The sequence below is a fragment of the Streptomyces sp. NPDC052043 genome (assembly GCF_044548235.1).
GTDB lineage: Bacteria > Actinomycetota > Actinomycetes > Streptomycetales > Streptomycetaceae > Streptomyces.
In genome coordinates this window covers 33,498-54,193 of the sequence record NZ_JBIUBT010000016.1, presented here as the reverse complement: position 1 = coordinate 54,193, position 20,696 = coordinate 33,498, and the positions used below count along the sequence as shown (strand labels likewise).

Sequence of the window (20,696 nt, the reverse complement as noted above, 5' to 3'; positions counted from 1 at the left end):
CGAATACGTATCGGACATTCCACGCCGCGATCTTCACACCAGGTACACATGTTCGCTAAGTTGGCGGCCAGGCCGCACGATTGCCTCCGGCGAGTCGCGCCGGATCGCGCGACCTCCGCCGAGTCCGGTACGCCCCCACAGCGGCCGGAGCCGGGGAACCGACCAACCTCGGGGTGAAGAGGCTCGACTGTCCCTCGGGACGGGGCCGCAGGGCACGCCTTCCACAGAACGTCCGCCCGATGCCGAGAGCAGAACCGGTAGGCGGCCCATGGGAGGAGTGCGTCTTTCTTGACGCCGGAACGACCGAGTGACGACGGGCCCAGCCACGCCGAGGTCCAGCAGCGGATCAGCAGCCTCTACGACCAGGCGGAGAACGCCACGGGGAAATTCAACGCCACCCGCGCGATGAGCAAGAACGCACGTGCGAGGCGCGGTTCGGGTGCCTGGAGGGGTTCCGGGGGGACCGATCCGGCGCTGGACCGGGTGTCCAGGAAGTGGTTCGACGTGGGGCGCGCCCAGTTGGGTCCGACCGTCCCGGCAGTCCTGCCGCCGGACCGCAGGCCCGATTCGGGCAGCTCCCCTGCCGTCGCGCCGGGGAGGCGTCCGGCGGAGGTCCGCGAGGCACTGGGCCCGGAGGGGAGCGGACCGACCCGGCCGGAGCTGTCCGGGGGCCCTGCGGGCCCGGTACCGGAACTCCCGGCCGCGGCACGGGACACCACACGCCCACCGGAGTTGACCGCCGCGATGGTGGCCGAACCGACCGCCCGCCCCATGGAACCACCGGCTCCCGGAACGACGCCACCAGCGCCGACCAGCACCGCGGAAGCCCTCACCAACGGCACCATGCAGCCGCCCACCGGCTCCACGGGAGCGTTCCTCACCGACACCACGGGAGCGTTCCTCACCGGCACCATGCAGCCGCCCACCGGCACCCTGGAAGCACTCCCCAACGGGGCCATGCAGTCCCCACCCACCGGCACCGTGGAGGGCTTCTCCGCGGGGATCATGGAAGGGGCGGCCACCAGCGCCGTGGGGATGCTCGCCGGTATTGGCCCGAGCACTGCGGCCCCGCCCGCCGACCCCGTCGCGGGGTTCGCGGGCGTGGCCGGGGCAGGGCGTGGAGCGGCCAGTGGGGCGGGTGCCCCCGTCCCACCCCACTGGGACGCCGCGGTGCGGCGGCCCGCCAAGGAGCGGACGCGGGGCAAGCTCACCCGGGCCGGCGACCTGCTGGCCCGGCACGCCGCGCGGGACAGCACGCCGCCGCCCGTCGCCGTCGAGACGCGTCCGGCCGAGGAGCCCCGGCCCGCAGTGCCTTCGCCCAAGCCGGAGGCGGCGCAGTGGCAGCAGCACGCCACGGGGCTGTTCGACACCACCCCGCCGCTGGACGGCAACGCGCTCTTCGACGCCAGCCAGGCCGGCCACAACGCCGACGTCGGCGAGAGCTCGGCCTCGGCCTATGAGCGGAAGGCCGCCAAGGCGCTGGCCTTCGCCCGCGCGCAGATCGGCAAGCCGTGCGTGTGGGGTGCCACCGGTCCGGGCTCCTACGACTGCTCCGGCCTCATCCAGGCCGCCTGGCGGGTCGCCGGGGTGGCGCTGCCCCGTACCGCCCACGAACAAGCCGGCTCCGGTGCGGCGATCCAGCTCGACGAGCTGGAGCCGGGGGACCTGGTCTTCTTCCACGGCGAGGTCGGCCACGTGGGCCTGTACGCGGGCGACGGCACCATGGTCCACGCCCCGAGTCCCGGCGCGTCGATACGCGAGGAGTCGGTCCTCTTCGCGGGCCCGCGGGCCCTCCACAGCGCGATACGGCCGGCGTGAGCCGTCGCGGGCGGGGAGGCCCGGGTGACCGCCACGGCGTCACCGGGGCCTCCCCGCCCCGCGTTCACGCGGTCCTGCGGCCGACCCCGGCGTACACCCAGAACTTGGACGGGTCCTCCGGGATCTCCTCGTCCCGGTCCGGACGCCACAGCGGGACGTAGACCAGCCCCGGCTCCGCCAGGTCGAAGCCGTCGAAGAGCGACTTGATCTCGTCGTGGGAGCGTGCCGTGACCGGCGAGGTGGCCCGGTCGCGGTACAGCTGCCCGACCGCCGCGGCCGTGTCCGGGCGGTCCTCGTCCGTGGCGTGGGTCAGGGCCAGCCAGCTGCCCGCGGGCAGCGCGTCCCGGAAGGCGGCCACGATGCCGCCCGGGTCCTCCTGCGGTGTGACGAAGTGCAGGATGGTGATCATCAGGACGGCGACGGGCTCGTCGAAGTCGATGAGCTCGCGCACCTGCGGCGCCGAGAGCACCTTCGCGGGATCGCGGATGTCGCCGGCCACGATCGCCGCGTCCGGGTTGTCGGCAAGCAGGGCCTCGCTGTGCGCGACCGCGACCGGGTCGTTGTCCACGTACACCACCCGGGCGCCGGGACTGGCGGCCTGGGCGACCTCGTGCACATTGCCCTGGGTGGGGATCCCGGAGCCGAGGTCGATGAACTGGCGCACCCCGGCGTCCACCAGGAACCGCACGGCGCGGCCCAGGAAGGCACGGTTGGCACGGGCCAGGGTGCGCACCTGGGGATCGATCGCCGTGAAGGCCGCCACCGCCTCCCGGTCGATGGCGAAGTTGTGCTCCCCGCCCAGCATGGCGTCGTACATCCGGGCCACGCTGGCCTTGCCCGGATCCACGCCCCGCGGCAGCCCGCCTTCATCGCTCATCCGCCAACTCCCCTACAATCAAACGACCTTGACTGGGCATCATATAGTTGCCAGCGGCATACGACGCCGTACCGCCCGACGGCCCGACCGGCCAGTCCGTCCCCACGCCACCGGACCTCGGCCCACCGGCCCCACCCAGAAGGCACACGACCCTGCGGAACACAGAACGCGGCCGACCCGAAGACCCGCCGCCCACAGCGCCGCTCCGCCGGCGTTCGTACTTCTCCCCCGCGGCCGACGCCATCGGCTCCGAGCTCGACCTCCACCTGACCGGCCGTCATGTCGTGCACGCGCTGGCACCGGGTTTCTGCGACGCGGCCTCGGTGTACCTGCTCCAGCGCTGGCTGCTGGAGGAGCACGCGCGCACGGCGGCCGACCCGCCGCAGATCGAGGCGCGTCGGCTCGCCCTGCGCATAGGGTCGGACACCTCGGAGGACTGGGAGCACCTGCTGCCGGTCGGGGAGGTACTCGTCTTTCCCCGTGCCACGCCGTACGCGCGTGCCGTGGCGACCGGGCAGACCCAGTTGCTCGACGGTGTCGACCGGCACACCTTCGAGCGGCTGCGCGGCACCGGCCCCGACGACGCGGGCGTGGACGCCCTGCTGCGCAGCGCCTCGTTCCTCATCGTCCCGTTGCGGCTGCGCGGCGCGGCGGTCGGCTTCATCGCCTGCACGCGCGGTCCGGGCAAGGAGCCCTTCACCTGCGGCGAGGCGGTGGCGGTGGAGTCGCTCGGCGCCCGGGCCTGCGTCGCCCTCGACAACGCCCGCCGCTACGAGCGCGAGCGACGCACGGCGCTGGCCATCCGCCGCAGTCTGCTCCCGGAGACCGGGCAGGCCTTCGAGAGCTGCCGGGTCGCGCACGGCTACCGGCCCGCCGGGCAGGACAACGTTATCGGCGGCGACTGGTACGACGTGCTGCCCCGAGGGGACCGGCGGCTCGCCATGGTCGTGGGCGACGCCATGGGACACGGACCGGAGTCCGCCGTGGCCATGATCCAGCTGCGGACCGCCGTCCGTACCCTCGCGGCGCTCGACATCACCCCCGCAGAACTCATGGACCGGCTGGACGCCGTGGCCGGCACCACGCCCGGCGCCTCCTTCGCCACCTGCATGTACGCGGAGTGGGACGCGGAACTGCACACCTGCACGTTCGTCGGCGCCGGCCATCCGCCGCCCCTGATCCGCGGCCCCGGCCGCCCGGCGGCGCCGGTCGACCTGGCCTCCGCCGGTCTCCCCCTGGGGCTGGCCACGGGTCCCTACGAGCCGACCGTGCTGCGCCTGTCCGAGCCGACCCTGCTGCTGCTCTACAGCGACGGTCTGGTCGAGTCCCGCACCCGGGACATCGACCAGGGCATCTCGTGCCTCGCCCGCGCCCTCGACGCCGGGGCCGACGACGTACCGGACGCCGGGCACCCAAACGCCCTGCCGTCGCTGTGCCGCCGGCTGCTGGCCGGCTCCGGTCATGACGGCGCCGACGCCGCCTACGACGTCTCGGACGACCGGACGCTGCTGCTGGCCGAGTTGACCCCGGGGAAGAACTGACGGGGACCGGGAACGGCCTCAACGGACGGCTCGCCCGGGAGGGTTCGTCGGGCTGCCGGGCGGCCGCTCCGGACTGCTTGTCGCATGAGCGGAGGCGGCCGTTCGAGCGATGTCCTCACCTGATGTGGTGAGCGGCCGCGGCGCGAGGCGTACGCGGGCGGCGTGGGCGCCGTTTGCTCCGGCATGGAGAGCACTTCTCGGGCCGTGCCGCGCTCACTCGGCCACCTCCCCGCGGAACAGCCCTACGCGGAACTGACCAGCGGCCCCGCGGACCAGCCGCCGGTCGACGCGCCGCCCCGCGCCGTGGGCCTCGCGCCACCGAGGGCCACCGGGCGGTACGCACCCGAACCGTCCCTGGTCCAGTGGGCGTCCTTCGCGGACGCCGGCACGCCGCCGACCGTGGTGTCCCCGGGGTGGGAGCCCGTCGCGCCGTTGCTGCGCCCCTGGGGCGTCGGGTCGGAACAGCGGCCGCCGGAGGCGTCGGCGCGGGTGTCTCCCGCGGTGCCCGCGGTGCCGGTGCCGCGCGGGCTCCCGGGGCTGTGAGCCCGGACGGGGAAGGGCCCTGGCCTTTCCCCGGGGACGGGCTCGGACGGCCCGGGGCACCGTTTGCTCACGGCTCGATGACGGCGGCATCACGATGGTGGGCGTGGGCGTTGCCCGGCCCCGGGGGTGTCGTTGAGCGCGGCATGGAAGCGTGGGAGGACGGCGAATGCCCCTGGTGCCGCTCGCTGCTCGGCTCCGGCCGGGCCCTGACCGTTCCGGACGCCGGGCTCCCCATCGCCCGCCCCTGGCTCCGCGGCGGCGGGCCGGCCTGGTCCTGGTGGGAACGTGCACGCCCGGTCATGGTGCCGCTGGCGGCCCTCACCGTGCTCGCCGCGCTCATGATGGCCCTGCCCTGACCGCGGCACCCGTCCCCATCAGGTCAATCAGGCGCGGAAGCCGATGTGGACGTGGTCGTGGTGGGTGGCGTCGCTGAAGAACTGGTTCGGGGTGCTGCCGCCGGAGAGCAGAACCGGGCCGCCGACGTTGTAGGAACCGGCGGCCGCCGCGTCGCGCATGAAGCGTTCGACGAGCGAGCGGGAAGTGGCCGGGTCGACGACCGCGTGGCCGTCGATCCGCCACACGTCGAAGGCGCGCCCGCGCGGGTGGTCGCTGGGCCGGCTGGTGCCGAAGACGTCCAGCGGATGCCCCGAGCGGACCACGCTGACGTACATCCGGTACGTCCCGGCCAGGCGCAGCATCGCGGTGACCACGCTGTCGTGGACCTGACCGCTGCGCAGGTCGGCCAGCGCGGCGGGCGGCAGCACGATCCGGGAGTCCGCCAGCACACGCCGCACCCCGGCCGGCGGCGAGGCCTCCGGCGCGCCCGGTCGGGCCGGGTGCAGCGCGGTGACCGTCCATCCGGTCCGGGACCGCGCCAGCCGCACGTCGACCGTCGTCCCGCCCGCCCGGACGGCGCCGCCGTGCCGCGTCCACTGCCGGCACACCACCAGCACGCTCGCCGAGTCGGCGAGGATCCCGCCGTACTGGGCGTTCACCACCTGCACCACCGCCTCGTCGGCGGCCGGCCGCAACGGACCCGCCTGCGCCACGAGAGCGGTCGGCAGGCCCTGTGCGGCCACTCCGGCCCGCGCCGCGGACGCGCCGCCCCGGCCGCTGGGCCAGGCCCCGAGCGCCTCGACCAGCTCGACGGCCCGGCGTTTCACCTCCGGGTGGATCTCGGCCGAGGTGGGGCGCCACGGGGTGGTGCGGGGAAGAGGCGCCCCGGTGCTCGAAGGGGACGCGGTGGGGGACGGGGACGCGGGCGAGTCGGAGGCGGCCGGCTTCGGCTCCCGGGCGGCGCCGGTGCAGCCCGCCGCCCCGAGCAACGCCCCCGCCATGCCCAGCAGCACGGCTCGGCGCCCTACCGGGCGCGCCACGCTGTCGTGCCAGTCGGTCATGCCCTCCAGTGTCCGCCCGCACAGGGCGGCGGCCCAGCGGACGACCGGTGGCCCGTGACCGGCCCGGCGCGGCGGTCACGGGCCAGGTTGCTCAGGGGCCGGGTCGCCGGCGGGCCGCGAGGAGGGCGACGTCGACGTCGGCCTGACCGGAGCCCGGTCCCGCCCCGCACAGGAAATCGCCGAGGATGCCGTCCAGGAGTTCGCCGGCTCCCGCACCGGGCCCCGCCCGCAGGCCGGAGAGCCGGGCCAGCGAGGTGTCGACGTCCTCGCCGCGCCTCTCGATCAGCCCGTAGGTGAACATGACCAGCGTGTCGTCCCCCGCGAGCGGCAGCCTCGTCGCCTCGTGGGCGGCGAGCCCGGTGCCGGGTCCGGTGCCGATCGGGGGGCCCACCCTCAGCGGGACCGGCCCGGCCGTGCCGTCGGCGTGGAAGAGGACCGGCGGCAGGTGCCCCGCGCTCGCGAGCAGGGCCGTGCCGTCCGCCGGGTCCAGCAGGGTCAGCAGGCAGGTCGCCGGGCGGCGGCCGCTCTCCGCGGACAGCATGGCGTCCAGCCGGCGCAGGATGCCGTGCGGCGCGAGGTCGGTGGAGGCGAGGTACCGCAGCGTCGAGCGGTAGGCGTTCATGTCGACGGCCGCGTCCAGGCCATGGCCCATGACGTCGCCGACGGCCAGCAGGACGCGGCCGGAAGGCAGGTGCAGCGTCTCGTACCAGTCGCCGCCCACGCGCCCGCCCGTGCCGCCGGGCACGTAACGGGACGCCAGCTCCACGTCGGGGTGCGTGCGCTCCGGGGCGGCCGGCAGCACCTTCCGCAGGTCCCACACCCTCGGGCCGGCCTCGCGCTGCTCCTCCGCGTGCCGCAGCTGCGCGGCGGCCAGCCGGGCCGCGTAGTGGACGGCTGCCGTCTCCTGGTCGTCGAAGGGCAGGCCGGCCCGCAGCGCGAGCGCGACCCCGTAGACCCGGTCCCAGGCCAGCAGTGGCACCGAGAGGGTCACCAGGGCGGCGCCGCCGTGGGCGGACGAGGCCGTGATCGGGTGGCCCGCGTCCAGGGCGCGGACGGAGATCTGATCGCGCGGGGCCTTCTCCAGGCTGTCGAGGAGGTCGCGCCGCCCGGCCACGGCGGCGGAACGCAGGGACTCGCCCGGTGCACGGCCGGCCTCCCGAGGACCGTAGAGATCGACGGTCGCCGACTCGCACAGCTCCTCGACCAGGAAGGAGGCGAGTTCGACCGCCGTCCTGCGGTCGTCGAAGGTCGTACCGATCGCGGCGACGGCCCGCCGGGCCAGTGCGAAACGGTCCGTCGCGGCGCTCCTGGGGCCCGACACCAACTCACCTTCCATCACGACCCCTTTCTGCCGATCTACCGGATTCATCCCAGCACCGCGGGCGGGTGCCGACGGGGAGCGACCCGCGGTGCCGGAGCCGACGTGGCCTTCATCCCGGGCCGCCCCGCCCTGGAGGCGGCCCTGGCGGCCCCGGCGGCCCGCTGACGCGTACGGCGCGGTCACACCGGCGTCCCGTACACCTGTCGCGTGTTGGGGCGGGGCGCCGGCCGGTGCCGGGCCGCGGGGCCCTCGGCGAAGGCGCGCAGCAGGTTCTCCGTGGTACGGGTGACGAAGGCCCGGGTGCGGGCGTTCATGCCGTGGTCGCGGCCCCCGTCGGGGGTGCCGGCCATCAGCGCCTCCACCCAGCGCATGGTGCCGGTGGCGAAGACGCCCGCCCCGCTCGGCGCCGTGTAGTACGCCGAGTCGCTGTGACCGCGGGCTCCGGCGCACACCAGCGGCGAGTGCGCGGTGATCTCCAGCGGTTCGGGCACGGGCGATCCGGGGGTGACCCGGTCGTACTCCACTCCGACCAGGTGGTCGAAGCTCTCACCGGGGCGCGCCCCCGTTCCCTCGTACAGCCAGTGGTCCGCCGCGTACACGACGTACGGGGCGTCGACCGGATAGCCCTCGTAGAGGACCCCGGTGAGGGACGACTCGGGATCGGCGCCCGGGGCCTGCCGGAAATCGGTGGTGACCAGGGCGGGGCGGGACGGGTAGCAGGGGTCGTCCCGGTAGGAGGTCTTGTAGCAGACCACGGTGCGCCCGGCCCCCGTGTCGTCCCCTGCCGGGTCGCCCCCTTCCAGGCGGACCCGGCGGAAGCAGGTGTTGGCGCCGAGAAAGGCCACGTTGGTGCCCGCGTCACGGGCCTCGGCGACGTGCCGTCGCTGCTCGGGCGTCCAGTACTCGTCATGGCCCAGGCAGAGCAGCGCGGTGGCGCCGCGCAGCACGCCGGGGTCGTGGTGCAGATCGGTTCCGGTGGTGTACGCCAGGGGTATGCCGAGGCGTTCGGCGAGGACCACGGCCGCCCACTCGTACACCAGGAACTTCTCGGCGCCGTTCACGTCGTAGGGCCGGTCGAAGCTGACGGCCAGGGAGCGGGTCGCGTACGCCCCGGAGGCGCCGTTGTACAGGCTGGAGCCGCCCCACCGGTTGTACGCCTGCCAGGTCGCCGGAGCGTGCAGGAGTACGGTGCGGCCGGCGCCGTGCATGGAGCGGACGATCAGCGGGACGTACCGCTGGTGGCCGTTGTCGGCGTCGAGGCGCAGCAGGTAGGCGCCTTCGGGCCAGCCCTCGGTGCCGAAGGCCAGGGTTCGGGGCCAGTCGGCGCGGACGGTGCGGGTGGCGGACAGCGTGCGGCCGGCGGGCCGTGCACGGCCGCGCACGGGCCCGGAGCGCCAGACGAGCCGGGCGTTGCGGCCGCCGTACCAGCCGACCCGGAAGGCCGAGACGCGGAACGAGGACGCCGTGGTCGACACGTGCAGGCCGCACTCCTGGCCCGGGGTGACGCTGATCCGGTCGGTGTAGCCGGCCACCGCGTCCGGCGGGCCCGAGGAGACCGTGCGCCAGTCCCGGGTGCCCGTGCGGTCCCGGTCCGCCTCCGGACGGCGGCTGTCCGCGGCGGTGGACGGCCGGTCCGCGGACGTGTGGTCGCAGGCGACGGCCGTCGCGCCCAGTCCGGCACCGGCGCACAGGCAGAGGAAGCGCCTGCGGGCGGGGCCGTGTGCTGAGCCCTTCCCCGTGGCCGGCGCGTCTCCCGTGTCTCCGGTGTCCCCCGTGTGCTCTGCGTCCCCCGTGTGCTCTGTGTGCTCCTGTGCGTGGTGCGGGCTCACATCGCCTCCCTGGGGGTGAACGGGCCCTCCCCGCGGACTCGGCGTGCCTTCGACGAAGGTACCGGCCGCGACGGCGGTCCGCACGGGCGCGAGGGCACACCTCCGGGTTCGTCCGCGTCGCGTGGATCGCGTGGGTCGATTGTCCTGGCCCGGGCCGGGAACCCGGGGAAACGCCGGGCACAGCGCCGGGCATGCATACCGCTCACCCCCTGGAGAGGACCATGAGTCTGCTGCGCGTGGCCGGTCGGCCGCTGCTCGCCTCCATGTTCGTTACCGGAGGCATGAACTCCTTCCGCGATCCCGAGGCGTTGGCGCCGATCGCCGAACCCGTCGTACGGCCGATCACCGAGCAGGTGGCGGTGCTGCCGGACAGCACCGTGCAGGTCGTGCGGCTCTGCGGCGGCGTCCAGGTCGTCGCGGGCGTGCTGCTCGGCCTGGGGCGGTTCCCGCGGCTGTCGGCCCTGACGCTGGCCGCGACGCTGGTGCCCACCACCATCGCCGGACACCGCTTCTGGGAGGCGGAGGACGACGCGGACCGCGGTCAGCAGCGCATCCACTTCCTGAAGAACCTCTCCATGCTGGGCGGCCTGCTGATCGCGGCCGACGACACGGGCAGCGCGCCGTCCCTGCTGTGGCGCGGCCGTCACTCGGCCCACGAGCTGCAACGCGAGGCGCGGCTGGTGCGCCGCTCGGTCCGGGCGACGGCACGCCCGGCCGCCGCGGTCGGCGGCCTGCGCGCCAAGCTGCCCGCCCGCGACGGCGGATGAGCAACGTGGGAGGACACACGCGATGAACGAGCACGCCCGCGTCGGTACCCGCCTCCCGGTGTTCACCGGCCAGTCCGGTCACGAACTGCTCGGGGTCTATCTCAACGACCACCTGGCGGGCGCCACCGCGGGCACCGAGCGCTCCCGCCACCTCGCCATGGCGACACGGGGCTCGGAGATCGGCGACGCGATGGCCCCGATCGCGGCCGAGATCGCCGAGGACCGCAGGAGCCTGCTGGAGATCATGCGCGCGCTCCGCATACCCGTGCGGCGCTACAAGGTGTACGCGGGCCGCCTCGGCGAACGGGCCGCACGGCTGAAGAGCAACGGCGGCCTGGTGCGGCGCTCTCCGCTGAGCACCCTGCTGGAGCTGGAGCTGCTCCAGTCGGGCATCCGGGGAAAGGCCTGCGCGTGGGAGGTGCTGCGCTCTCTCGCCGCCCGGGACACGCGCCTTGATCCGCGGCGACTGGACGATCTGTTCGAACGGGCGGGGCGGCAGCAGAGCATCGTCGAGGACCTACGCCGACTCCAGGCCGCGGAGGTCTTCCGGGACCGCTGACCGCACCCCCGTGCGTGTGGATGAGCCAACGATTACCAACGCTTGGTTCAACAGTCCAGACTGATAAATCTATTGTTACTACGTGGACGTTGAACAGGTCGGCACCGGCACTCCCACGAATCCCCCAGACAGCACGGACAGCACAGACAGCACGGACAGCACGGAAGGCGCCGCTCTCCTCGCCTCCGATCTGCGCGTCACCGTCGCACGGATCACGCGGCGGCTGCGGCAGGCGCACGCGGTCGGTGACGTGTCACTGTCCGGCATGTCCGTGCTGGCGCGGCTCGCCGCCGACGGTCCGGACTCGCCCGGGGCGCTGGCCGAACTGGAACGCGTCAGGCCGCAGGCCATGGCGGCGACCCTCGCCGCACTCGAACAGCGCGGCCTGGTCCTGCGCGCGCCCCACGCCGTCGACCGGCGCCGCTGCGTGGTGGCCGTCACCGAAGCGGGGCGCGACATGCTGGCCGCGCGGCGCACCGAGTCCGTACGCCGGCTCGCCGACGCCATCGCGGAGTTCACCCCAGCGGAACAGCGCACGCTCACCGACGCGCTGCCCCTGCTCGACCGGCTGGCGGAACGGCTGTGACCCCCCGTACCCCCGCCGCCGTGGGCCCCGGTTACAAGTGGGTCGCCCTGTCGAACACCACTCTTGGCGTGCTGATCGCCACGATGGACGCCTCCATCGTGATCATCTCGCTGCCGGCGATCTTCCGCGGCATCGGGCTCGACCCGCTCGCGCCGGGCAACATCAGCTATCTGCTGTGGATGATCCTGGGCTATCTGCTGGTCTCGGCCGTGCTCGTGGTCGTACTCGGCCGGCTCGGCGACATGTTCGGCCGGGTGCGCATCTACAACCTGGGGTTCCTCGTCTTCGCCTGCGCGTCGGTCGCGCTGTCCCTCGACCCGTTCAGGGCCGGGGCCGGTGCGCTGTGGCTGATCCTGTGGCGGATGGTGCAGGCCTTCGGCGGCTCCATGCTCACGGCGAACTCGGCCGCCATCCTCACCGACGCCTTCCCCGCCAGGCAGCGCGGGATGGCCCTGGGCATCAACCAGATCACCGCGCTGGCCGGACAGTTCCTCGGACTGCTCGCGGGCGGGCTGCTCGCCACCGTCGACTGGCGTGCCGTGTTCTGGGTGAGCGTCCCGATCAGCGTGGGGGGCACCATCTGGTCCTACCTGAGCCTGCGGGAGACGGCGCCGGGGCGGCGCGGCCGCATGGACTGGCCGGGCAACCTCACCTTCGCGGCGGGCGCCGGGATCCTGCTCGCCGCGATCACCTACGGGATCCAGCCCTACGGCGGGAACGCCACCGGCTGGGGCAACCCGTGGGTACTCGCCGGACTGACGGGCGGCTGCTTCCTGCTGATCCTTTTCTGCGTCATCGAGACCCGCGTTGCCGAGCCGATGTTCCACCTCGCGCTGTTCCGGGTGCGGGCGTTCGCCGCGGGCAACCTGGCCGCCCTGCTGACCGCGATCGCGCGCGGCGGGCTCCAGTTCATGCTCATCATCTGGCTCCAGGGCATCTGGCTGCCCCTGCACGGCTACGACTTCGAGGACACCCCGCTCTGGGCTGGCATCTTCATGCTCCCGCTGACCCTGGGGTTCCTGCTCGCCGGTCCGGTCTCCGGCTATCTCTCCGACCGGTTCGGCGCCCGGCTGTTCGCCACGACCGGCCTGCTGCTGGTGACCGCGTCCTTCCTCGGTCTGCTGGCCCTGCCGGTGGACTTCGCCTACGGGCCGTTCGCGGCGCTGCTGCTGGTCAGCGGGTTCGGCCAGGGCATGTTCTCGGCGCCCAACACCTCGTCGATCATGGGGAGCGTGCCGCCGGAGTACCGGGGCGTGGCCTCGGGCATGCGCTCCACCTTCCAGAACTCCGGCACCGCCCTGTCCATCGGGGTGTTCTTCTCGCTGATGATCTCGGGGCTCGCGTCCTCGCTGCCGTCGGCGCTGAGCGACGGGCTGCGGGCACACGGCGTCCCGGCGGCCGCGGCCCAGCACGCCGCCTCACTGCCGCCGGTGAGCACCCTGTTCGCCACGTTCCTCGGCAACAACCCCGTACAGCATCTGCTCGGCCCGAGCGGAACGCTCGACCGGCTGTCCGCCGCGCAGCAGCAGGCCCTGACCGGGCACACGTTCTTCCCGCAACTGGTCTCCGGGCCCTTCCACCACGGTCTGACCATCGTCTTCGGCGTCGCCGCCGTGATGGCCCTGGTCTCCGCGGTGGCCTCGGCACTGCGCGGCCGTCACCGGCTGCCCGAGGAAGGGGCCCGTCGGCCGGCTCCGCTGCCCGGGAAGACGCCGACGGGACCCTCGCTCGACGAGCAGGGGTCCCGCTGAGGGCGCTCGGGTCGTCGGAGAACGGCTCGGGTCCCGCTGAGGGCGCCAGGGGTGTCGGGGGTGCCGGAGGCGTCGTCGTCGCCGGCCGGCGTCAGCGCTTGAAGACGTCCTTCGTCTTCTCCTTGGCCTGGCGGGCGTCGCCCTTGGACTTCTCGGCCTGTCCCTCGGCGGTCATCCTCTCGTTGCCCACCGCGCGGCCGACCGTCTCCTTGGCCTTGCCCTTCATCTGTTCCTTCTTGGCCTTGCCCTTCTGGTCACCAGCCACTGTCGCTCACTCCAAGCAGAATCGCTGTCGGTGTCACCCCGCGGGTGCTCGGCGCGGCGGCGGCCAAACCTCCCGATCACGACGAGTCACCGGACCCGTCAGCCGTGGCCGGCACGGGTGTGCTCGGTGCGAACCTGGGGCGGACCGCGCCGGCCGCCGGGACGGCGGTCGCGCCGCAGGTCGAGGACGGCGAGCGCCAGGGCCCCCACCAGGGCCACGAGGGCGCAGCCCACGGCGAGGGCCACGGCATCGTGGTAGTCCTTCCCGTTCGCCGCGAGCACCATGTAGAACAGGCCCGGCAGGACCGCCGTACCCACCGCGCCCCCGAGCCGCTGCCCGGTCTGCAGGGCGCCGCCCGCCGCCCCGGCCATCCGCACCGGCACGTCACGCAGCGTCATCGTCACGTTCGGGGCGATGACGCAGCCGCTGCCCACACCGCCCACGAACAGGGCGGGCGCGGCCCACCACGCCTCGGCGCCCGGCGGAGCCGACCGCAGGATCAGCGCGGTGGCCGCCAGTCCGACGAGGACCGTGACCAGCCCCCAGAAGGTCAGCAGCCGCCCGAACCGCTCCACCAGCCGGCCCGAGACCACCGCCGCCGCCGCCGAACCGATGGCGAACGGCGTCACCGCGAGCCCGGACTGCAGCGGTTCGTAGCCAAGGCCGTTCTGGAAGAACAGCGCAAACACCAGCCACACCCCGCTGAACCCCACGAAGTACAGCGTGCCCAGCGACGTGCCCGCCGCATAGCCGCGCGTGCAGGTCAGCAGCCGCGGATCGAGCAGCGGCCCGCCGTCGCGCGCCGCGATCCGCCTCTCCCAGCGGGCGAAGGCCACCAGGAGCGCCAGGCCCACCGGGAACAGCCACCACAGCCGGCGCACTCCCCCGCTGTCGGCGAAGACCAGGGGCAGCATCAGGCCCAGTACTCCGGCGCCCAGCAGGGCCACGCCCGGCAGGTCCAGGTGTTCCCGGCGGCCGGGCGCCACGCGGGGCAGCAGCCTCAGGCCCAGCAGCAGCGCGACCGCCCCGATCGGCACGTTGACGTAGAAGATCCAGCGCCAGCCCTGGCTGCCGTGCGCCAGCGCCAGGATGAGGCCTCCGGTGACGGGTCCCACCGCGCTGGAGATGCCCACCGTGGCGCCGAACAGGCCGAAGGCACGGCCTCGCTCGGCCCCGCGGAACATCTGCTGGATCAGCGCCGAGTTCTGCGGCGCGAGGCAGCCCGCGCAGGCGCCCTGCGCGATCCGGGCCACGACGAGCCAGGCGATGCCGGGCGCGGCGCCCGCAGCGGCGCTGCACAGCACGAAGCCGGCCAGGGACCACAGGAAGATCCTGCGCCGTCCCATCGCGTCGCCCAGCCGGCCCGCGGGGACCAGGGCGAGCGCGAACGACAGGGCGTAGCCGGAGACGACCCACTGCACGGAGGCGGGCGAGGCGCCCAGGTCCCGCTGCATCGACGGCAGCGCCACGGCCACGATCGTCACGTCGAGCAGGCTCATGAACCCGGTGGCGAGCGTGACCCACAGCGCCTTCCAGCGCCTCGGGTCGCGTCCCGCCGGAGCGCCGGGGCGTCCGCCTGTCGTGTCCCTGCTCACGAAGGCTCCCTGTCCACGAAGGCTCCTTCCGGTTGCCGCCGAAGCACGCACCGGCGGCCGGAATCCGCGTGCCCCGGCCACGTTCCCCGCTGCTCGCAGTCGAACACCGCATCGCATCGGCCCCTGCTGTTCCCCTACCCCACCGCCACCCCTGCTCGGCAGGCGCGCCGGCGTGAGAGGGGGAAATATATGGGTGTGAGGTTTACGCACCTGGGTAGACGCTGCGACATCCGCCTTGATCAACAAGGTGGGCGCGTACCGAAGACGTTCCGGCTGAGAGGGAGGGCCGCATGATGGCGGTGACCACGGAGGCGAAGGCGACTCGGGCTCGTAGGGAGCTGCCGGAGGTGGCCGACCCCTCAAAGGTCGCACCCACTGACGCAAGGGCTCTGTCACGCCTGTTCTTCGACCGACTGGCGACCCTGGAGGAGGGCACGCCCGACCACCAGTACGCCCGCAACACGCTCATCGAGATGAACATGTCCCTCGTCCGTTACGCGGCCGGCCGCTTCCGCAGCAGGGGCCCGCAGGAGATGGAGGACATCGTCCAGGTCGGCATGATCGGGCTGATCAAGGCGATCGACCGGTTCGAACTCGCCCGCGAGGTGGAGTTCACGTCCTTCGCCGTGCCGTACATCGTCGGTGAGATCAAGCGGTTCTTCCGCGACACCTCCTGGGCCGTACACGTCCCGCGCCGGTTGCAGGAGGCCCGCGTGGAGCTGGCCAAGGCCACCGAGGAGCTCGGCAGCCGGCTCGGCCGCAAGCCCACGACCGCGGAGCTCGCGGAGCTGATGAACCTGCCCGAGCCGGAGGTCGTCGACGCGATGGTGGCCTCCAACGGCTACACCTCCGCCTCCCTGGACGCCGCCGTCGGCGGCAGCGAGGAGGGCGAGAACGTCCTCGCCGACTTCATCGGCGCCGAGGACACCGGCATGGCGCTCGTGGAGGACGTCCACAGCCTGGCTCCGCTGCTCGCGGAACTCGGCGAGCGGGACCGGCTGATCATCCACATGCGGTTCGTCGAGGAACTCACCCAGGCACAGATCGGGGAGCGCCTGGGCATCTCCCAGATGCATGTGTCCCGCCTGCTCAACCGGCTGCTGGGCCGACTGCGGCAGGGTCTGCTGACCACCCGTTGACCATCCGAGGAGCGCCGAGCACCGGATCGGCACGCCCGGCCCTGACCCTAGTTCCCGGGCGCGTGCTCGGGCGGGGTGGGGCGGTCGGTGCGGCTGCCTGCCGGGGTGCCTGCGCCGCTGTCGCCGAGCAGGGCCTGCTGGGCGTGCGGGACCACGTGGATGAGCCGTAGGACCCCCCACAGGATCAGCCCGGCACCGATCAGCTCCGGCAGGAGCCACCAGCCCAGACGGACGTGTTCGCCGAAGAGCATGACGCCCAGCACCAGGCTCACCGTCGCGTCGCCGAGCGTCAGCGCCGGCTGGGAGGCGGCCAGCGAGCCGGCCTGGAGGGCGTTCTCCAGCAGCAACAGGGCGCCGACCCCGGTGAGGGCGAACCCGTAGGTCTGCCAGGTGGTGAGGAAGGCCGCGAGGCCGGAGGTGTCGAGGCTGCCGGCCGCCGACTTCAGCAGGGCGGCGGTCAGCGCGTTGCCGACGGCGGCGGCCGCGGCCAGCACGGCGGCGCGGAACAGCGCGGGGCGTCCCGGCCGGGCGAGGACCACCGCCACCGCCATCGCCCCCAGACACGCCGTCAGGGCCGGGATCCACCGCACCATGGACGCCTGGTCCCGGGCCCCCGAGGGGGCGGCCGAGACCAGTACCAGCGTGAGACCGCCGACCATGCCCGCCACGCCCCACCAGCCCGCGCGGGGCAGCCCGCGGTGCATCAGGGGGGCGGCGATGAGCAGGGCGAACGGCAGTTCCAGGATGAACAGGGGCTGCACGAGCGCCATCGGGCCGTTCACCAGCGCGAGAGCCTGGAACATGGCGGCCCCCATCACCCCGCCGATGCCCGCGAGCCAGGCGGGGCGGCGCGCCAGGGCGAACAGCAGCCGCAGCCCACCGCCGCGCGCGACGGTGGAGGCCGCCTTGCGCTGGAAGGCCGTGCCCAGGGCGTTGCTGGCGGCCCCCAGGACGGCGAAGCACGCGGCCAACCCGATCACAGCTCCACCATGCCCGACCGAGGCCGTGCCGTCCTGCCGCCACGCACGTCATAAATCGTCTTTATGGGTCCATAGACCGGACCCGCGTACCTACTTAGGTTTGCCTCAGTTTAGGGTTGCCGAGGAGTCGAACATCCTCGCTCGAAGGGAACCTGATCATGCCCCGCCCCCTGCGGGTAGCCATCGTCGGAGCCGGCCCCGCCGGGATCTACGCCGCCGACGCCCTCCTCAAGTCCGACGTGGCCACCGAACCGGGCGTGTCCATCGACCTCTTCGAGCGCATGCCGGCCCCGTTCGGTCTGATCCGCTACGGAGTCGCCCCCGACCACCCCCGCATCAAGGGCATCGTCACGGCCCTCCACCAGGTGCTCGACAAGCCGCAGATCCGGCTCTTCGGCAACGTCGACTACCCGGGCGACATCAGCCTGGACGACCTGCGCGCGTTCTACGACGCAGTGATCTTCTCCACCGGCGCGACGGCCGACCGGGCGCTGCCCATACCCGGCATCGAGCTGGACGGCTCGTACGGCGCCGCGGACTTCGTCTCCTGGTACGACGGGCACCCGGACGTGCCGCGCACCTGGCCCCTGACCGCCGAGAAGGTCGCCGTGCTCGGGGTCGGCAACGTCGCCCTGGACGTGGCCCGCATCCTGGCCAAGACGGCCGACGAACTGCTACCGACCGAGATCCCGCCGAACGTGCACGAGGGCCTGAAGGCCAACAGGGCGGTGGAGATCCACGTGTTCGGCCGCCGGGGTCCGGCACAGGCGAAGTTCAGCCCGATGGAGCTGCGAGAGCTGGACCACTCCCCCTCGATCGAGGTCGTCGTCGACCCCGAGGACATCGACTACGACGAGGGCTCCATCACGACCCGGCGCGGCAACAAGCAGGCCGACATGGTCGCCAAGACGCTGGAGAACTGGGCGATCCGCGACGTCGGCGACCGGCCGCACAAGCTGTTCCTGCACTTCTTCGAGTCCCCTGCCGAGATCCTCGGCGAGGACGGCAGGGTCGTCGGGCTGCGCACCGAGCGCACCGCGCTCGACGGCACCGGCAACGTCGAGGGCACCGGCACCTTCAAGGACTGGGACGTCACGGCCGTCTACCGCGCCGTGGGCTACCTCTCCGACCGACTGCCCAAGCTGCCCTGGGACCTCGAGTCGGGCACGATCCCGGACGAGGGCGGCCGGATCGTCGCCGAGTCCGGCGAGCACGTGCAGTCCCTGTACGTCACCGGGTGGATCCGGCGCGGTCCCGTGGGCCTCATCGGCCACACCAAGGGCGACGCCAACGAGACCGTCGCCAACCTGCTGGACGACTTCGCGAACAAACGCCTGCACACCCCCGCCTCGCCCGCCCCGGAGGCCGTCGACGCCTTCCTGGCCGAGCGGAACGTCCGGTTCACCACCTGGGAGGGCTGGTACCGCCTGGACGCCGCCGAGAAGGCCCTGGGCGAGCCCCGGGGCCGCGAGCGCGTGAAGATCGTCGAACGCGAGGACATGCTCCGCGCGAGCGGCGCGTAGTCCGGCGCGGCCGGCTGCCGGGCGGCGACCGCCCGGCAGCCGGCGAGCCGTGCGGAACCTGTGTGCGGCCCCTACCGAGCGAGCCGTGCCCCGGCCGGGGCACGGCTCGCTCGGCTGCGCGGGAAGTGGGCGCGTGGACGCGCACCGCCCCGCCGGAATCGTCCTAGCACACGTTCTCGGCGGTGGGGTCGAGCAGGCCGACCAGGTTGACCGAGTTGCCGCACGCGTTGAGGCCGAGTTCGACGGGGACCTGGATGACGTTGCCGGAGAGGAACCCGGGGCTGTTGCTTGCGGCACCGATCGCGCCGGAGTCGGCCGCGGCGGTTCCCGCGCACGTCATCAGGGCCGCGCCGGCCAGGGCGGCGGCAGCCGTCATTCTGATCCTCATGGAGAACTCCTGTCGCTCGAAGAACACGGGCGTTCCCACGGTGAGGGACGGTGAGGGTTCCGGGCGCCGCAGGACACCGTTCCGCCGCCGAATGCAGCAGGACTGTCAGCCTCACAGGGCGTGACATGCTCCGAACGGGGAAGGCGGCACCGGTGGCTCCGGCACCCGCGTCAACGCCGCGCCGCCGCCCGCAGGGGACTCACCCCGCACGCCGGCGAGCGGCGGGCCCGGTCCGGCCAGGCCACCGGGCAGACCGGCTGACCACGGGAAACGCGCCGCCACGGCACACGCACGGCCGCGGGCGGACGGCGCCGCCGCCCCGGCGGGACGGGCACCGACCCCGCGCGACCCGGCATGATCCGGCTTGGCGATACTGAACACACACGCCGCCCCCGCTCTCCGATTGGCTCATGTCGAACTCCCCCTCCCCCCGCCCCGCCACCCCGCCCACGGTGTGGCCGGCCCGCGGCCGCCACACCGGGCCCGCCGCGGAGGACGTCGTGCGACGCCACCTGAAACAGCTCAAGGCCGACGGTGTCCTCCACGACCACCTCGAAGCGGAGGGCACCGGCCCCGGCGGCGAGAAGGTCTTCGAGGCCCGCTGGCTGATGCCCGGCGAGGTCACCGTACGGGCCCGGCTCGCCCTCGCGCCCCTCGACGACCCCGGTGACGCACCGGGGCGGGCGTGGACGCTGCTGGCGGAGGCGGAGCGGAGGTGGGACCCGCGGTGGCCCTCCCCCGCGACCATGTTCTGGCCGCAGGGACCCGACGCCGGTTGGCAGCACGAGGCCGTCACCGGGCTGCCGCTCGGGGAGGCCACCCCCCTCCCGGACGACGACAAGGACCTCAGGCGGGTCCTGCGGCACGTGGCGCGGGACACCTGGACCCTCCACGTCGTCGTCCACGAGGCCATGACGCCCGACGAGCGGGGCCGGGCGGCGGTGGTGCGCCTGCTGCCCGAGGGCCTGCGGCACCGGGTGGTCGAACACCGGGCCGCGCCGCACCGGTTCCGGGCCGTGAACTGGGTACTGGACGACTTCGGCATCCGGGTGCCTCGCGGCGGCGCCGTGGTCCTGCCCGGCAGTCCGGCGCCGTCCGGCTACGCCATGGCGGACTTCTCGGTGCGCAGCGTCTTCCTCGACGGCACGGAACCCACCGAACTCCTCGACACGGTCCGCCGTTTCGCAGCGCTGCCCAGGCCCCTGCCCGACGGCGCCGACCGGGCCCTGGCGGGGGTGCGCGAGGAGTGGCGGCTGCTGACCGTCGAGGAGGAACTCGCCGGGGCGCGCGAACTCGTCACCATGTACTCCGAAGCCCTGGAGGCGATGACGAAGTCCCGGGACCTCTACAAGGAGGCCGCCGAGCGCGCCCACGAGGCCCTCGCCGTGTACCGGGAGGCGGAGGCCGAGGGCATGTTGCCGGCCAGGAGGCAGGCCGGTCCGGTCTCCGAGTCTCCCTTCCGTCAACTTGCGCGCGGACTGGGGCGCTTGAAGGGCACCGCCCTGTCGCTGCGCCCGGGTGCCGCACCGGAGCGGCGGCCGAAGGCCGGAGCGGCCTCCGACGACGGTGGCGCGTCTCCGGCCGGCGGGGACGCCGGCACGTCCCCGCCGGCCGGAGGCTCGGAGCCGCGGGCCGAGAACTGAGCCCGGTCCGCGGTGGTACGGGTGCCCGGATCCGCCGGGTGCCGCGGCCCGGGCACGCGGTCCGCGCGGCGGCACCTCCGGGGGGCCGCCCGGTCGCGCCGCGGCGGGGCGGCCTGGTCGCGGACGGCGCCGGCCGGCGGGCGAGCGGTGTCCGCTTCCGGACGCGCCGTTCCC

19 protein-coding genes are annotated in these 20,696 nt (G+C 73.8%); 11 read left to right on the top strand and 8 right to left on the bottom strand.

Going from position 1 to position 20,696, the window contains the following annotated elements; genetic code table 11:
* Positions 1 to 288 precede the first annotated feature (288 nt).
* Positions 289 to 1,818 (top strand): NlpC/P60 family protein, encoded by a 1,530-nt coding sequence (locus tag ACIHCX_RS31975; protein WP_400035701.1) that lies wholly within the window; start codon positions 289 to 291, stop codon positions 1,816 to 1,818.
* A 64-nt stretch (positions 1,819 to 1,882) separates the two neighbouring features.
* Here the strand turns inward: ACIHCX_RS31975 and ACIHCX_RS31970 are convergent, their stop codons facing one another.
* Entirely contained in the window at positions 1,883 to 2,695 is an 813-nt protein-coding gene (locus ACIHCX_RS31970) for an SAM-dependent methyltransferase (RefSeq protein WP_400035699.1), read from the bottom strand.
* A 152-nt stretch (positions 2,696 to 2,847) separates the two neighbouring features.
* Here ACIHCX_RS31970 and ACIHCX_RS31965 point away from each other — a divergent pair, with 152 nt between their 5' ends.
* The 3 genes from ACIHCX_RS31965 (at position 2,848) to ACIHCX_RS31955 (ending at position 5,135) form a co-directional block, all read left to right on the top strand.
* The gene (locus ACIHCX_RS31965) at positions 2,848 to 4,236 is read left to right on the top strand and encodes a PP2C family protein-serine/threonine phosphatase (RefSeq protein ID WP_400035917.1); all 1,389 of its coding nucleotides are present in this window, start codon (positions 2,848 to 2,850) and stop codon (positions 4,234 to 4,236) included.
* A gap of 183 nt (positions 4,237 to 4,419) precedes the next feature.
* Positions 4,420 to 4,779, top strand: coding sequence for a hypothetical protein (locus ACIHCX_RS31960; protein WP_400035697.1), 360 nt, complete (start codon positions 4,420 to 4,422; stop codon positions 4,777 to 4,779).
* A gap of 143 nt (positions 4,780 to 4,922) precedes the next feature.
* On the top strand, positions 4,923 to 5,135 hold the full coding sequence (locus ACIHCX_RS31955; protein WP_400035695.1) for a hypothetical protein: 213 nt from the start codon (positions 4,923 to 4,925) through the stop codon (positions 5,133 to 5,135).
* Positions 5,136 to 5,162: 27 nt separating this feature from the next.
* Here the strand turns inward: ACIHCX_RS31955 and ACIHCX_RS31950 are convergent, their stop codons facing one another.
* The 3 genes from ACIHCX_RS31950 to ACIHCX_RS31940 form a co-directional block, all read right to left on the bottom strand.
* Complete coding sequence (locus ACIHCX_RS31950; protein ID WP_400035693.1) at positions 5,163 to 6,176, bottom strand: hypothetical protein; 1,014 nt, start codon at positions 6,174 to 6,176, stop codon at positions 5,163 to 5,165.
* A gap of 91 nt (positions 6,177 to 6,267) precedes the next feature.
* Complete coding sequence (locus ACIHCX_RS31945) at positions 6,268 to 7,512, bottom strand: PP2C family protein-serine/threonine phosphatase (protein WP_400035691.1); 1,245 nt, start codon at positions 7,510 to 7,512, stop codon at positions 6,268 to 6,270.
* 164 nt (positions 7,513 to 7,676) lie between these two features.
* The gene (locus ACIHCX_RS31940; protein ID WP_400035689.1) at positions 7,677 to 9,326 is read right to left on the bottom strand and encodes a N,N-dimethylformamidase beta subunit family domain-containing protein; all 1,650 of its coding nucleotides are present in this window, start codon (positions 9,324 to 9,326) and stop codon (positions 7,677 to 7,679) included.
* A gap of 221 nt (positions 9,327 to 9,547) precedes the next feature.
* On the opposite strand from ACIHCX_RS31940, the gene ACIHCX_RS31935 reads away from it, so the two are divergent.
* From ACIHCX_RS31935 to ACIHCX_RS31920, 4 genes are all read left to right on the top strand, one after another.
* Positions 9,548 to 10,093 carry a DoxX family protein gene (locus ACIHCX_RS31935; RefSeq protein WP_400035687.1) on the top strand — a complete coding sequence of 182 codons (546 nt, stop codon included), beginning with the start codon at positions 9,548 to 9,550 and terminating at the stop codon, positions 10,091 to 10,093.
* 22 nt (positions 10,094 to 10,115) lie between these two features.
* Positions 10,116 to 10,652 carry a hypothetical protein gene (locus tag ACIHCX_RS31930; protein WP_400035685.1) on the top strand — a complete coding sequence of 179 codons (537 nt, stop codon included), beginning with the start codon at positions 10,116 to 10,118 and terminating at the stop codon, positions 10,650 to 10,652.
* Between the two features lie 82 nt (positions 10,653 to 10,734).
* Complete coding sequence (locus tag ACIHCX_RS31925; RefSeq protein ID WP_400035683.1) at positions 10,735 to 11,238, top strand: MarR family winged helix-turn-helix transcriptional regulator; 504 nt, start codon at positions 10,735 to 10,737, stop codon at positions 11,236 to 11,238.
* Positions 11,235 to 12,989, top strand: a complete 1,755-nt coding sequence (locus tag ACIHCX_RS31920; RefSeq protein WP_400035681.1) for an MFS transporter — start codon at positions 11,235 to 11,237, stop codon at positions 12,987 to 12,989. The genes ACIHCX_RS31925 and ACIHCX_RS31920 overlap by 4 nt, the downstream gene beginning before the upstream one ends.
* A gap of 91 nt (positions 12,990 to 13,080) precedes the next feature.
* Here the strand turns inward: ACIHCX_RS31920 and ACIHCX_RS31915 are convergent, their stop codons facing one another.
* On the bottom strand, positions 13,081 to 13,254 hold the full coding sequence (locus tag ACIHCX_RS31915) for a CsbD family protein (protein ID WP_400035679.1): 174 nt from the start codon (positions 13,252 to 13,254) through the stop codon (positions 13,081 to 13,083).
* A 98-nt stretch (positions 13,255 to 13,352) separates the two neighbouring features.
* Positions 13,353 to 14,849 (bottom strand): MFS transporter, encoded by a 1,497-nt coding sequence (locus tag ACIHCX_RS31910; protein ID WP_400035677.1) that lies wholly within the window; start codon positions 14,847 to 14,849, stop codon positions 13,353 to 13,355.
* Between the two features lie 293 nt (positions 14,850 to 15,142).
* On the opposite strand from ACIHCX_RS31910, the gene ACIHCX_RS31905 reads away from it, so the two are divergent.
* Positions 15,143 to 15,988: a SigB/SigF/SigG family RNA polymerase sigma factor gene (locus tag ACIHCX_RS31905; RefSeq protein WP_400035915.1), complete on the top strand. Its 846-nt coding sequence runs from the start codon at positions 15,143 to 15,145 to the stop codon at positions 15,986 to 15,988.
* Positions 15,989 to 16,035: 47 nt separating this feature from the next.
* On the opposite strand, the gene ACIHCX_RS31900 is transcribed toward ACIHCX_RS31905, so the two are convergent.
* A complete protein-coding gene (locus ACIHCX_RS31900; protein WP_400035675.1) occupies positions 16,036 to 16,968 on the bottom strand; it encodes a DMT family transporter in 933 nt (310 codons plus the stop codon).
* A gap of 158 nt (positions 16,969 to 17,126) precedes the next feature.
* Here ACIHCX_RS31900 and ACIHCX_RS31895 point away from each other — a divergent pair, with 158 nt between their 5' ends.
* The gene (locus ACIHCX_RS31895) at positions 17,127 to 18,491 is read left to right on the top strand and encodes an FAD-dependent oxidoreductase (protein ID WP_400035673.1); all 1,365 of its coding nucleotides are present in this window, start codon (positions 17,127 to 17,129) and stop codon (positions 18,489 to 18,491) included.
* Positions 18,492 to 18,654: 163 nt separating this feature from the next.
* On the opposite strand, the gene ACIHCX_RS31890 is transcribed toward ACIHCX_RS31895, so the two are convergent.
* The gene (locus tag ACIHCX_RS31890; RefSeq protein ID WP_400035670.1) at positions 18,655 to 18,879 is read right to left on the bottom strand and encodes a chaplin; all 225 of its coding nucleotides are present in this window, start codon (positions 18,877 to 18,879) and stop codon (positions 18,655 to 18,657) included.
* Between the two features lie 410 nt (positions 18,880 to 19,289).
* Here ACIHCX_RS31890 and ACIHCX_RS31885 point away from each other — a divergent pair, with 410 nt between their 5' ends.
* Positions 19,290 to 20,522, top strand: coding sequence for a hypothetical protein (locus tag ACIHCX_RS31885; RefSeq protein ID WP_400035668.1), 1,233 nt, complete (start codon positions 19,290 to 19,292; stop codon positions 20,520 to 20,522).
* The last annotated feature ends 174 nt before the right edge of the window (positions 20,523 to 20,696 follow it).